This window comes from Streptococcus ovis DSM 16829 (assembly GCF_000380125.1).
Taxonomy (GTDB): Bacteria; Bacillota; Bacilli; order Lactobacillales; family Streptococcaceae; genus Streptococcus; species Streptococcus ovis.
In genome coordinates, this window is sequence record NZ_KB904579.1 from 41,369 (window position 1) to 54,903 (window position 13,535).

14 protein-coding genes and 1 pseudogene are annotated in these 13,535 nt (G+C 41.2%); 5 read left to right on the plus strand and 10 right to left on the minus strand.

Going from position 1 to position 13,535, the window contains the following annotated elements; genetic code table 11:
- Positions 1–58 precede the first annotated feature (58 nt).
- The 4 genes from A3I9_RS0106635 to cdaA form a co-directional block, all read right to left on the minus strand.
- Positions 59–1,603, minus strand: coding sequence for an ABC-F family ATP-binding cassette domain-containing protein (locus A3I9_RS0106635; protein WP_018378250.1), 1,545 nt, complete (start codon positions 1,601–1,603; stop codon positions 59–61).
- A gap of 63 nt (positions 1,604–1,666) precedes the next feature.
- Complete coding sequence (gene glmM, locus A3I9_RS0106640; RefSeq protein ID WP_018378251.1) at positions 1,667–3,019, minus strand: phosphoglucosamine mutase; 1,353 nt, start codon at positions 3,017–3,019, stop codon at positions 1,667–1,669.
- Positions 3,020–3,041: 22 nt separating this feature from the next.
- Positions 3,042–3,752, minus strand: coding sequence for a CdaR family protein (locus A3I9_RS0106645; RefSeq protein ID WP_018378252.1), 711 nt, complete (start codon positions 3,750–3,752; stop codon positions 3,042–3,044).
- Positions 3,749–4,597 carry a diadenylate cyclase CdaA gene (cdaA, locus tag A3I9_RS0106650; protein WP_018378253.1) on the minus strand — a complete coding sequence of 283 codons (849 nt, stop codon included), beginning with the start codon at positions 4,595–4,597 and terminating at the stop codon, positions 3,749–3,751. The genes A3I9_RS0106645 and cdaA overlap by 4 nt, the downstream gene beginning before the upstream one ends.
- 136 nt (positions 4,598–4,733) lie before the next feature.
- Between cdaA and murT the strand changes: the two genes are divergently transcribed.
- Both murT and gatD read left to right on the plus strand, forming a co-directional pair.
- Entirely contained in the window at positions 4,734–6,077 is a 1,344-nt protein-coding gene (murT, locus tag A3I9_RS0106655) for a lipid II isoglutaminyl synthase subunit MurT (protein ID WP_018378254.1), read from the plus strand.
- Complete coding sequence (gene gatD / locus A3I9_RS0106660) at positions 6,077–6,859, plus strand: lipid II isoglutaminyl synthase subunit GatD (RefSeq protein ID WP_018378255.1); 783 nt, start codon at positions 6,077–6,079, stop codon at positions 6,857–6,859. The genes murT and gatD overlap by 1 nt, the downstream gene beginning before the upstream one ends.
- Before the next feature lie 133 nt (positions 6,860–6,992).
- Here gatD and A3I9_RS12550 read toward each other — a convergent pair whose 3' ends face one another.
- The gene (locus A3I9_RS12550; RefSeq protein ID WP_042361636.1) at positions 6,993–7,748 is read right to left on the minus strand and encodes a PASTA domain-containing protein; all 756 of its coding nucleotides are present in this window, start codon (positions 7,746–7,748) and stop codon (positions 6,993–6,995) included.
- Between the two features lie 113 nt (positions 7,749–7,861).
- Here A3I9_RS12550 and A3I9_RS0106670 point away from each other — a divergent pair, with 113 nt between their 5' ends.
- Positions 7,862–8,782 carry a magnesium transporter CorA family protein gene (locus A3I9_RS0106670; protein ID WP_018378257.1) on the plus strand — a complete coding sequence of 307 codons (921 nt, stop codon included), beginning with the start codon at positions 7,862–7,864 and terminating at the stop codon, positions 8,780–8,782.
- A gap of 207 nt (positions 8,783–8,989) precedes the next feature.
- Here the strand turns inward: A3I9_RS0106670 and A3I9_RS12555 are convergent.
- A pseudogene (locus A3I9_RS12555) lies at positions 8,990–9,904 on the minus strand (Ppx/GppA phosphatase family protein).
- A 127-nt stretch (positions 9,905–10,031) separates the two neighbouring features.
- Between A3I9_RS12555 and A3I9_RS0106680 the strand changes: the two are divergent.
- Both A3I9_RS0106680 and A3I9_RS0106685 read left to right on the plus strand, forming a co-directional pair.
- The gene (locus A3I9_RS0106680) at positions 10,032–10,853 is read left to right on the plus strand and encodes a zinc dependent phospholipase C family protein (protein ID WP_018378260.1); all 822 of its coding nucleotides are present in this window, start codon (positions 10,032–10,034) and stop codon (positions 10,851–10,853) included.
- Entirely contained in the window at positions 10,843–11,304 is a 462-nt protein-coding gene (locus tag A3I9_RS0106685; RefSeq protein ID WP_018378261.1) for an MFS transporter, read from the plus strand. Before A3I9_RS0106680 ends, A3I9_RS0106685 begins: the two co-directional genes overlap by 11 nt.
- A 20-nt stretch (positions 11,305–11,324) precedes the next feature.
- Here the strand turns inward: A3I9_RS0106685 and folK are convergent, their stop codons facing one another.
- From folK to folE, 4 genes are read right to left on the minus strand one after another with little or no spacing between them, the layout of a single operon-like run.
- On the minus strand, positions 11,325–11,810 hold the full coding sequence (folK, locus tag A3I9_RS0106690; RefSeq protein ID WP_018378262.1) for a 2-amino-4-hydroxy-6-hydroxymethyldihydropteridine diphosphokinase: 486 nt from the start codon (positions 11,808–11,810) through the stop codon (positions 11,325–11,327).
- A complete protein-coding gene (gene folB, locus A3I9_RS0106695) occupies positions 11,807–12,166 on the minus strand; it encodes a dihydroneopterin aldolase (RefSeq protein ID WP_018378263.1) in 360 nt (119 codons plus the stop codon). Before folB ends, folK begins: the two co-directional genes overlap by 4 nt.
- A gap of 2 nt (positions 12,167–12,168) precedes the next feature.
- Complete coding sequence (gene folP, locus A3I9_RS0106700) at positions 12,169–12,969, minus strand: dihydropteroate synthase (RefSeq protein ID WP_018378264.1); 801 nt, start codon at positions 12,967–12,969, stop codon at positions 12,169–12,171.
- Position 12,970: 1 nt separating this feature from the next.
- Entirely contained in the window at positions 12,971–13,534 is a 564-nt protein-coding gene (gene folE / locus A3I9_RS0106705; protein WP_018378265.1) for a GTP cyclohydrolase I FolE, read from the minus strand.
- Position 13,535: the final 1 nt, after the last annotated feature.

The following is a 13,535-nucleotide window of genomic DNA, read 5'->3' on the forward strand; positions in this document are numbered from 1 at the left end:
AATTACTACCAAATCATCTTAGTCTGTCACACTCCCTTCTTATACATTTGAATTCCTTCTAGGTCAATTCATTAAAATCCCAAATGTCGTCTACCCAGCCTTCGTAGAAGTCAGGTTCGTGGCAGACCATGAGGATAGAACCCTTGTAAGCTTGAAGGGCACGTTTTAATTCGTCCTTAGCATCCACATCCAAGTGGTTGGTGGGCTCATCCAGGATAAGGACATTGTTCTCACGGTTCATGAGCAGGCACAGACGAACCTTGGCCTGTTCCCCACCAGAGAGCACTTGAATTTGGCTTTCGATATGCTTGGAGGTCAAGCCACAGCGAGCAAGAGCTGCGCGAACTTCTGCTTGGTTGAGCGCAGGAAAGGCATCCCAGACAGCTTCGAGCGGTGTTTGGCGATTGCCACCAGCTACTTCTTGCTCAAAGTAGCCTAACTCCAAATATTCACCACGTTCTACTTCGCCGCTAAGTGCAGGAATAATCCCCAAGAGGCTCTTTAAGAGAGTAGATTTCCCGATACCATTAGCACCGACAATGGCAATCTTTTGATTGCGTTCAAAGGTCAGATTAAGTGGCTGGCGTGTCAAGACACGGTCATAGCCAATCTCCAAATCTTTCGCTTGAAAGATAAAACGACTTGGTGTGCGCGCCATTTTAAAATCAAAACTCGGTTTTGGCTTTTCAGCCTGCAACTCGATAATGTCCATCTTGTCCAATTTCTTCTGACGAGACATGGCCATATTTCGCGTTGCAACGCGTGCCTTATTCCGATTGACAAAGTCCTGTAAGTCAGCGATTTCTTTCTGCTGACGTTCGTAAGCTGCTTCTAATTGTGCTCGCTTCATGGCATGGACTTCCTGGAATTGTTCATAATTTCCTGTATAGCGAGTCAGGAGCTGATTTTCCACATGATAGACGATGTTAATGACATCATTCAAAAACGGAATATCATGCGAAATGAGAACAAAGGCATTTTCATAATTCTGCAAGTAACGTTTGAGCCAGTCAATATGCTCAGCATCCAAATAGTTGGTCGGCTCGTCCAAAAGCAAGATGTCTGGCTTTTCCAAGAGCAACTTGGCAAGGAGAATTTTGGTTCGTTGCCCACCTGAGAGGGCGGTTACATCGGTATCCATGCCGTAATCCATTACCCCAAGCGCACGCGCCACTTCATCAATCTTGGCATCCAAAGTATAGAAATCGCGAGATTCCAAACGATCTTGCAACTCACCCACTTCTTCCATGAGGGCATCTATATCTGCCCCCTCGTCTGCCATGGACATGTAAATTTCATTGATGCGCGCTTCTGTCTTGAAAAGTTCATCAAAAGCAGTCCGTAAGACATCACGAACGGATTGCCCCTTTTCTAACTTGGCATGCTGGTCAAGGTAGCCTGCTGTCACATAACGCGACCATTCTACTTTTCCTTCGTCTGGTAGCAGTTGTCCTGTCACGATAGACATGAAGGTGGATTTCCCCTCACCGTTGGCTCCGACCAGCCCGATATGCTCCCCTTTCAGCAAGCGAAAAGAGACATTCTCAAAAATGGCACGATCACCAAAGCCGTGACTTAAATTTTTTACTTCTAAAATTGACACTATCTTCCCCTTTTAACTCAAAGAAAGAGAGTGGGTCTATCCCCATTCTCTCTATTTTATTTCTTAATCCAATCCAATCTCTGTACGGACCACATCTGCAATGGTGTCTACATAGTAATCAACTTCTGCATCAGTTGGTGCTTCTGCCATGACACGAAGAAGGGGCTCAGTCCCACTTGGGCGTACGAGAATCCGTCCATTACCTGCCATTTCTGCCTCCATTTTCTCAATGATAGCGGCAATAGCTGGTACTTCCATAGCTCTATCTTTCATGCTGTTTTCCACACGAATATTGACCAATTTTTGCGGGTAAATCGTCACTTCGGCTGCTAATTCAGACAGGGTTTTACCTGTTTCCTTCATGACTTTGGTTAATTGCACAGCTGTCAGTTGACCATCACCAGTTGTATTGTAATCCATCAGGATCACATGTCCTGATTGTTCTCCCCCAAGATTAAATCCAGACTTACGCATTTCTTCTACGACATAACGGTCTCCAACTGCTGTAACAGCCTTGCCAATGTTTTCACGGTCAAGCGACTTATGGAAACCGAGATTGGACATGACCGTTGTCACGATAGTATTTTGCGCTAGTAAGCCTTGGTCAGATAAATATTTACCAATAATGTACATGATTCGGTCACCATCAACCAAATCTCCATTTTCATCCACAGCAATGAGACGGTCGGCATCACCATCAAAGGCCAAACCGATTTGACTACCAGTTTCCTTCACCAATTCTTGTAAAGTTTCTGGATGAGTAGAGCCGACTCCAGCATTGATATTTAAACCATCTGGATTTTCAGCCATCACAGTCAATTGTGCACCCAAATCCGCAAAGACTTGACGAGCTGATGTTGCTGCAGCACCATTTGCTGTATCCAGCGCCACTTTTACACCGTCTAAATTCGTACCAGTAGATACTAAAAATTCTTGGTATTTGCGCAATCCTTCTGGATAATCCACTACATCTCCAAGCCCAAAAGCTGATGGACGTGGCAAAGTATCTTCTGCTGCATCCAATAAGGCTTCGATTTCAAATTCTTTGTCATCATCCAATTTAAATCCATCGCTACCAAAGAATTTGATACCATTGTCTTGTGCTGGATTATGACTAGCAGAAATCATCACGCCGGCACTCGCTTTTTCTGTACGAACGAGATGTGCAACACCAGGAGTAGCAACTACTCCTAGCTTGTAAACATGGATCCCAACTGAGAGCAGACCAGCTACGAGGGCCGATTCAAGGAGTTGTCCTGAAATCCTCGTGTCCCGTGCAACGAATACACGTGGAGTATCTGTTTCGTGTTGACTGAGTACATATCCTCCAAATCGACCTAATTTAAAAGCCAATTCAGGTGTCAATTCAACGTTTGCTTCCCCACGAACACCGTCCGTACCAAAATATTTTCCCATGATTTTTTTCCTTTTCTATACCTTATTTTTTCGTAATAATTGCTTGAAGAGTCGTGATTTCCTGCGAGAAGACCACAGGCAAGATGTTTCCATCGTTGTCAACAGCTTGAAGGGTTGCTGAACCAGAATAGTTGGCATCAAGCTTGCTAGCATCTGGTACAACAGCTTCAATGTGGTGGATCTTACTTAATGTTTCTTCATCAGTTGTCACTTTGACTTCTTCAGTTCCTACAGTAATTTTACTGACAATGTATCCCTCAGCTAATTGGTTCATTGAAATCCTTCCCATAATTGGGAAAGTTTTACTAGCTCTTTTACCTATTTTAACAATAAAATAACTAGGATTTAATGTCGCATTAATGCCTGCTGGTAAATTTGTCATCTGCAATTCAACCGTATGATCTCCCAATCCTAGTTCGGTCAAATCGGCCACAACTTGAAACGTTCGAGTAGACTCATCTGTCTCCTTTTGTAAAATGACCCGATTGGAGCCAATCAATTCAACATTTGTTGTCGGCAAGAATCCAGAAATGAAATATTTATCACTATTGTACTCAATGGTGACAGGTACATTACTAATTGTATTGGTGTAGGTTTCTTTTGCTGTATTCTTTACCGTATTGGATACCGACAGATTATTTTTATAATTGGTTGTTGTGGCATAGAAGAAAAGAATAAGTGCAACTAAGATTGAGATGGCTAACTGTCCCATCATTTTAAATTTATCATTCATTTTTTGTGACCTCCCAGACGTTGCCACCATGTAAGCGGGGTCGAATCTTCAGAAATCAAAACAGAACGCAAAATCGCTTCAAAATCCTCTATTTTCAAATCATGCCTAAATTGTCCATTCATCGCAATGGAAAGCCCGCCTGTCTCTTCTGAAACCACAAAAACAAGCGCATCGGATACTTCAGACAGTCCAATTGCCGCCCTATGCCGTGTTCCAAATTCCTTGGAAATTCCAGCACTCTCAGATAATGGAAAATAGGCACAGGCTGCCGCCACCTTATCTTCCTTTATAATCACCGCTCCGTCATGCAGAGGAGTGTTTGGAATGAAGATGTTAATCAGTAATTCTCCAGAAACATCCGCATCGAGCGGAATCCCTGTTGAGCGATATTCTTGCAAGGTTCTGGCTCTTTCGATTGCAACAAGTGCCCCAATTTTTCGAGGAGCCATATACTTCACAGACTTTAAAATTGCCTGTACCAGTGCCTCTTCAGAACTAATGGCTGGCCCAGCAAAAATTTGAGTGGTGCGCCCCAATTTTTCAAGTGCTGCTCGAAATTCAGGAGCAAAAATAATGACTGCTGCAATGACAAAGTAGGTCATGACCTGATTCATCAACCAAGAGATTGTTTGTAATCCTAATAAACTTGCTACAATTTGAGCAAGGAAAAAAAGGAAAACTCCTCGAATCAGAGTCATAATCTTGGTTCCTGCCAATGACTTACTAAAACGGTAAATAAGGTAGATGACAAGCGTAATATCAATCAGATGAATAATTGCAGTCCACGGACTTGCAATCAAACTGGACCAATATTGCGGATCAAGTAATTGATTAAGATTTAGCATAGTATCCTCATACGGTTCCTGTTCTACATAGTGTCCTTAGTATTATACCATAAAATATGCATATTTGTCTGAACTTTCGCTAACTCCTCTGACTTCCTTTCTAGAAAATCCAGCAGCTTTGTGTTAAAATACTCTTATGAAATTAAATACAGCTTTAGGAATTCTAGCAGGAAAATCTGCCCAATTTATCCTTACTAAACTAGGACGCGGGACTACTCTGCCTGGAAAAATCGCCCTTCAATTTGACAAACATATTTTAGATAGCTTAGCCAAGGATTATGAAATCGTTGTTGTAACTGGTACAAACGGAAAAACCCTCACCACAGCGCTCACAGTTGGCATTTTAGAAGAAGCTTTTGGACCTGTAACAACTAACACCAGCGGTGCTAATATGTTGACAGGGATTACAGCCACCTTCCTATCCGCAAAGAAAAACAAAAACGGAAAAAAAATTGCCGTTCTCGAAATTGATGAAGCCAGCCTTGCGAAAGTCACAGAATTTATCAAGCCTAGCCTAATTGTCTTTACGAATATTTTCCGTGACCAAATGGATCGTTATGGTGAAATCTATACAACCTACCAGATGATTGTGGACGGTGCTGCTAAAGCACCAAATGCAACAATTTTGGCTAATGGTGATAGCCCACTCTTCAACTCGAAAACACTCGTCAATCCTGTGCAATACTATGGTTTTGCGACTGAGGAAGGTGAGCCAACTCTCGCCCACTACAATACCGAGGGGATTCTTTGTCCGCATTGTCACCACATCTTGCGCTACAAGCTCAACACCTATGCTAATCTCGGTAGCTATATCTGTCTAGAATGCGGATTTCATCGTCCAAAATTGGACTATCAATTGACGAAATTAACCTCAATTACCCATCAAGATTCTAACTTTGTGATTGACGGACAAGAATACAAAATCAACATCGGTGGACTCTACAATATCTACAATGCCCTTGCTGCTGTCAGCGTTGCAGAATTTTTCGGTATTGCACCAGAAATCATCAAGGCTGGTTTTGATAAGAGTAAGGCGGTCTTTGGTCGTCAAGAAACCTTCAAATTAGGAGATAAGGATTGCACTCTTGTCCTCATCAAAAATCCTGTCGGAGCGACACAGGCCATCGAAATGATGAAGTTGGCTCCTCACGAGTTTACTCTTTCTGTCCTCCTCAATGCCAACTATGCAGACGGGATTGACACCAGCTGGATATGGGATGCTGATTTCGAGCAAATCCTTCAAATGAACATTCCGCAAATTTTTGCAGGCGGTGTCCGCGCTTCTGAAATTGCACGACGCTTGCGAGTTACAGGCTACAACGAAGAAAAGATTGGACAAATCAACAGTCTTGAAAACATTCTCGAAGCTATTGAACAACAAGACAGTCAACACGCCTATATATTAGCGACCTACACAGCCATGTTAGAGCTACGCGATTTACTGGCTCAGCGCCACGCTGTCGGAAAGGAGATGAAATAATGGTCTACACTTCCCTAAAAAGTCCTGAAAAAGATTATTCTTACGATCTCCATATCGCTCACTTATACGGTGATTTAATGAACACCTATGGTGATAATGGCAATATCCTCATGCTCAAATATGTAGCAGAAAAATGCAATGCCCGCGTCCAAGTAGATATCGTCTCTCTTGAAGACGAATTCGATAAACATTTCTACGATATCGTCTTCTTTGGTGGCGGTCAAGATTTTGAACAATCGATCCTCGCAAAAGATTTGCCAACAAAAAAAGAAAATCTTGCAGATTTCATCGAAAATGATGGAGTGACCCTCGCTATCTGCGGTGGTTTCCAACTATTGGGACAATACTATATTGAAGCTGGGGGGCAAAAAATTGACGGACTTGGCATCTTAGATCACTATACTCTAAATCAGACCAATAACCGTTATATCGGAGACATTAAGATTCATAATGAAGAATTCGATGAAACCTATTATGGTTTTGAAAATCACCAAGGGCGTACTTTCCTAGCTGACAACCAAAAGCCACTCGGTAAAGTCCTCTACGGAAATGGGAATAACAAAGAAGATGGGGGAGAAGGTATGCACTATAAGAATACCTTCGGTAGCTACTTCCATGGACCTATTCTCTCTCGTAATGCAAATCTCGCTTATCGTCTTGTGACTATCGCACTACGTAAAAAATATGGAGAAACGATTGTTCTTCCGACTTATCAAGATATTCTCAGCAAAGAAATTGCTGAAGAATACACCGATACAAAGAGTAAGGCCGCATTCGAATAGGTACGGAGCTGGGCAAGCATCCTAATCCGTCCCTGTTCTTCTTTTGAAAAATGAACACTTTAAAAGGTGTAGGAACACGTTCTTAAAAAACGTCCTTCTACACCTTTTATTGTATTCTCGAATGTTTGCAGAGTCATTTATTTTTCTTGATAGGAACTATCTTTTGGATTTGCCGCACTGTATCCTTGATACGCTGGTTCTCTGCAATTTTTCTCTGTTTTTCTTCCTCGAATAGTAACTGACTATGTTGCTGACCCATCTCATCTAGATAATAGAGCTTAATCAGGCTCCCTTTTTTAGGAGATGTTAGGTTAAACTGAGGTTTTGGTGACATATAAAGAACTTGTTGGATGGCAGTTTCGGCATATTTTTTATTTGGTTTCGTAGGAAGACAACTCACATGATAACCCATTTTTTCCAATAAATCATGTGCTTCATCAAGTGGCAGACCCACCACATCTGGCAAAGCCATCTCTCGTTTACTCAATTCAATGACAATATCATTTACGTAATAGAGTTTAACGAGGGTTGCAGGTAGTACCTTACCACCACGAGGAGACATAGCAACTACTTCGCCACTATCAGCCTTAGCGTATTTTTTATTTGGTTTAGCTAAGATAGTCATCACTTGCAGCCCAATATTTTCAAGATAAGCTCGCGCTTGCTCTACCTCAACATCTACCAAATTGGGGACAGCAATCAAACTTTTCTTATACTCATGATTGCGCTCCAAATGTTTATCCACAATCGGAGCAGCCTTATCCGTGATTTTTCCTACAATTTCGACCGTATCTGGAATGACACCCAGTACCAAGTTAGCAGCTCCAACTAGCTTACCTAACTTGCCAGAAGTCTTTTTTACGATTTCTTTCTCTGTCTTCGTAGCCATAGCTGTCTCCTTTTCTTTTATTATAGCAAAAAGTTCGAGACAAGCTAGTAAGAAAGTCTGCTTTTCCCCAGTCTTTTTCAGCAAAAGTCGTAAAAAAAGATTATAATAACAGTATGTATTATCAAATTTCAGAAACATTGATTCCTTCGACTCATAAAATATGCTTAGCAGAAAATCTTCCTTATGTCATTGTCCTAACAATTGAAGAATGGCAACGTAAAAAAGAAGACTTTCAGATTCATTTGGACTTGGATTTTCACATCAAACACTTCTCTTCTACCAAGGCTGAAGTCAACGCAGACGCAATTACGGGAAGTTTTAGCATTCCTGACCGCTACCACCCAGCAAGTAAACCTGAAGCTCGCTTTGCTTTCGCATTGACAGAGGCAGGCATTATTTTCATTGGAGAACATCCTATTATAGGTCAGTTAATTGATCATATCTACAGAGTCAAGCGCTGGCGCAATCCTAGTCTCGAACGCTTCCTCTATGACTTTATCGAAGGCATGATGAAAGAAGACGCCCGTCTGTTAGAGGGCTACCAAATGGCTCTTAACGAGGTAGAAGACCATCTGCTAGAAGGGCATGATGTCAAGCATATCCACCAGCTCAACGCTATCCGTCGTGATTTCACCGTACTAGATAGACACTATGAACAGCTCACGGATGTCGCACAGGAACTCTATGAGAATGAAAATGGCTTTTTTGCTGAGGAAAATCTTCGTTATTTTCACTTACTACTTTCTCGTATCAGTAGGCTGCAAACACTTATCTCTGTCTTACATGACCATGTTATGCAAATTCGAGATCTACACCGTTCGCAGATGGACGCCAAGCAAAATAAACTCATGTCCATGCTGACCATTGTCACGACCTGCTGTCTCCCTCTCAATATCCTCGTTGGTTGGTATGGTATGAACTTTAAATATATGCCAGAGCTTTCTCAAAAGTGGGCCTATCCGGTCATTATCATCGTTGCCATCACCCTCTTTAGCGGTGCTATTTACTACTTCAAAAAGAAAAAATGGCTATAAAAAAGATAAAAAACCAAAGTCCAGTAAGTTTCACTTATAGAGTACCATAATTAATGAAAAATGGGGAAAAACCTTCCTTTTGTGCGGCCTAAATACTGTCAATTAAAACCCTATTCTAAACGGCACCACAAAAGGAACGCTTTGGAATAAGGTTTTCGATAGAGTAAAGCCTTAACTTAATGACATTAGTTCCATACCTACCTTCTTTTACGATTGTTTTTTTAAATAGTCTAATAGATAACCTTCACGAATCCCTTTATTAGAGACGAAAATCTCTTCAACATCAAATTTTCTAGAAACTTCTAATAAAATAGCCATTCCAGGTGTAAAGGTATGAATACGTTCAGGTGCTGTTTTAAAAATAGCTTTAATGGCTTTCTGGTCACGAGTAATTATTTTCTTAGATAAATTTTTAAGTTGTTTGGTGGTAAAATAAGTCTCACTATCTGTTTTTTCCATTATCTCAATCACACGTCCAATAGCTCGAATTGTTCCACCAATACCAGAAAGAGCAGAATATTTTCCAAGGTCTTTATTATTCTTCATCATATCTCCAACTGAGCTTCTCATGGTATCAAATTCTTCATCGGTGGGTAAGATTTCTTTCACATATTCCTTAAATAGACTAGGGCTACCGACTGACAGGCTAACATCTCCTACACTTTCTTCTCCTTTGAAGATGCTAATTTCAGATGAACCACCTCCAATATCAACTGAAAGACCATCTATTTTACCATAAACTTCCTCAATCCCTATATGCCCTAGACGTGCTTCTTCCTTTTAAGAGAGAAGATGGATAGTGACTTGCAGCTTTTCTTTAATTTCAGCAATAACTTCTTGATTATTCCCAACATTTCGTAAGGATGCTGTTGCAAAAAAGAGAAGTTTCTCCATTTTAACAGACTTCTTAATCTCAAGAATATTTTTAAGCGTTGTTTTTAAGATATTGATACCATCTAAAGATAGTTCACCTTCCTTGATATAAGACGCCAATCCTGCAGTATACTTCTTCGAAAATAATATTGAATAGTCCTGTTGACAAATTTGATAGACATTCAAGCGAATCGTATTTGAACCAATATCAACAATTCCATAATTCATAATATCCCTCCTGACTATCATTATACTATTCTTGTATCGCTAAAAAATCGACTTTTTAAAAATTTACAAAAGCTTTACAAACAGTTGTTTTTTATCCCATAAAAGTAGATTAAAATGGCTATGTACCAAGAATAGAAAGGGGATCTTAATGGCTAGTGTCTATACACATAACCGCTTTGGTTGTCAGTTATTAGAAAAGTTACCTAGGAGCATGCAAAATTTCCTTGAGCAACATAAAGAACTTTATTTATTAGGTCAACAGGGTCCTGACTTATTCTTTTTTAACCCGAAAGCACTAATGAAGCCAAATAGCCCTGGAACAATTATCCATGATTCTCGAGGTGCTGATTTTATCAGCCGTCAAGCTAATCGGCTAAAACATCTCTCCAAAGATGACCCACAAGTCGCTTATTTTATTGGTAGCTTATGCCATTATATTTTAGACGTGCATGTCCATCCAACTGTTAATGCACTGGTAGAACCAGGAGATTTTAGCCACATTGTGATAGAAACTGAACTAGATCGTTATTTTCTTGAAAAAGATGGAGAAGATCCTCTACACTTCAAGCTAAACCAACTCATCCTACCAGCTGATGACAAATATGAAGCAGTTGTTCCAAGTTTTTATGCTTCCTATGAAAAAGCTGACAAAGCAATTGTTATGGGAGGCATTCGATTTTTCCGTTACGTTAAAAGATTCTTCTATGTAACCAGTCCCGCTAAAGAAAAATTATTATTACAGATTGTTAAGCTTATTGGAGATGATCCCAATTACCGAGGTTTAATCATGCGATTAAAACCATTAAAACAAGCTACTCATTCCAACCCTCTTTTAGAACAGTGTTATGAAAAAGATCTGAATCATGCCTATAATGTAATCCAAGAAGCATTAGACTATATTTATTTAGATTCTGATTTATCTGATTTTTTTAATCATGACTATAATGGAGTGAAATTATATGAATACTAAATTAACATCTCTTGAAAAACAATGGATTCTGTACGATGTAGGAAATTCAGCTTTTATTCTATTTGCAACTAGCGTCATTCCTATAGTCTTTAATCAATTAGCTGAAAATTCTCTGAGTGCAGACCAGTACTTTTCCTACTGGGGTTCCGCTATTACCATATCTACAGTTGTAGTCGGACTCCTTGGTCCAATTATAGGAGCTCTGGCTGATAGAACTGGCAAGAGAAAGTCTTTTTTTAGTATCAGTGTTTTTATTGGAACCATATCTTGTGCACTGATGCCTTTCTTTCATCACTGGTTCACCTTCCTACTCATCTTTATCCTGGCCAAAATTGCTTATAATACTAGTTTGGTATTTTACGATAGTATGTTACTAGACATTACCACACCCGAAAAATTTGATGAGATTTCGTCACACGGCTATGCTTGTGGCTATGTCCCAGCCTCCTGATTTACACGGAAATGATTTCTTTATTGATTGACAGCTCTAACCCCTTCAGCATTCACTGCCTCTAGCAGCTCTGCTATGCTTTTAAGAAAAATAGGATGTTGAAAAGTTGGAGCGATATCCGCCAAGGGAACAAGGACAAAGGCACGCTCCTGCATCAGAGGATGTGGAATCGTCAGATTCTCCTCCTGCACCACGTCTTGACCATAGAGCAAGATATCAATATCAACCGTTCGAGGTCCCCAATGTTCATGGCGTTCCCGGCCCAGCGATAATTCCAAAGCCTGGGTATGATGCAACAAGTCCTGTGGTGAAAGATCTGTGTCAATGGCTAGGCAAAGATTGAGAAAGTCTGCCTGATCTGTTTTCCCCCAAGCGTTGGTTTCATATATAGGCGAAATGGCTAGCAATTGAGTGGCTGGTAACTGTTTGAGCCCTTGAACCGCCTGGTCTAAATAACTGGCTCGGTTGCCCATATTGCTACCTAAACTTAAGAATACCTGACTCATCTGTGACGCTCCAAGGTGATTCCGACATGTGCATAGTGACCAGAGATCGGCGGATTTTCCTTTTTAATTGTTAGAGTGATTCCCATCACTGTTGGGTAATGGTCAAAGATATCCTGACAAATAGCACCAGCCAAGCGCTCTATTAATTGGTATTTTTCGTTTTCCACCCGTTCTTTTATGGTTTCAAATACCATGCCATAGTGAACCGTATCAGATAACTGATCCGATAGACTAGCAGCCAGTAAGTCAACTTCTAGCTCGCAATCCACTACAAAAATCTGTCCCAGCACTTGCTCCTCAGCAAGGGCACCATGATAACCATAAAACCGACACTCTTTTAAAAAAATCTTATCCATCTTCACCTCAACTGTTCTAGGAGATTGACCACATCACGATTGGCTGCAACATTGTGAACCCGGACCATCTGACATCCCTTAGCTATAGCATAAGCAGATAGGGTTGCCGTTGCCTGATCACGATCTAAAGGACTATTTCCTCCACCTAGTAAATGGTCAACCACCCGCTTCCTAGAAATCCCAAATAAAACAGGATACCCTAGCTTGCAAACTTGATCCAATCCTTTAAGGAGATCAATGTTGTGCTGAGGATTCTTAGCAAAACCAAAGCCTGGGTCCAACCAAATCTTATCCGCCTTAACTCCCGCATCTAAAGCGGCCTGAGCGCGCGCTGATAGAAAATCACACACTTCTGCTGTAATATCTTCATAGATTTCTTCCGTCTGATTATGCATGAGGATAATGGGGACATCGTATGTTGCTGCTAAATGCAACATTTGTCCATCGTAGAGCCCTGCCCAGACATCGTTGATGATATCTGCTCCCGCCTCTAGAGCAGCCCGCACCGTTTCTGTCTTGTAGCTATCGATTGATACTAAGCAATCAAAACGTTCCTTGATGGCCTTGATAATAGGTACGACACGAGCAATCTCTTCCTCAACGGAGACAAAGGTAGCACCAGGTCTTGTAGATTCTCCGCCAACATCAATGACAAGTGCCCCCTCTGTCAGCATTTGCTCAACCTGCGCCAGGGCCTTATCCAGTTCGACATAGTTTCCTCCGTCTGAGAAAGAATCTGGCGTCACATTCAGGATTCCCATAATACTTACCCGATTTGCTAGTTCGTGAATTCGAATGCCCATACTACCCCCTTTGGATCATGTCTAAAATTTCCCGTCTTTGGTTGACATCTTCCTTAAAAATGCCTTTGGCCACAGTAGTGACCGTCTTTGCTCCAGGTTTTTTGATACCTCGCATGGTCATGCACAGGTGCTCTGCTTCTACCATCACAAAGACCCCTTCAGGAGCCAAGGCTTCTTCCAAAGCTGTCGCAACTTGAGCTGTTAAACGTTCCTGTAGCTGAGGACGTTTGCTAGCAACTTCAACAGCTCTGGCTAATTTGCTAAGCCCAGTCACCCGCCCCTTGCTTGGCAGATAAGCAACATGGGCTACGCCATAAAAGGGAACCAGATGATGTTCGCACATGGAATAAAACGGGATATCTTTAACCAAGACCACTTCTTCATGGCCTTCTGAAAAAACAGCGGTGAATTCATCCTTAGGGTCCTTATCCAGACCAGTCCACATCTCTTGATACATTTTGGCAACCCGTTTAGGAGTATCTAGGAGTCCCTCGCGATCAGGGTTTTCTCCTAAAGCTTGTAAAAGCTGGCGGACTGCAGCTTCAACTTGTTCTGTCTTTGTCATA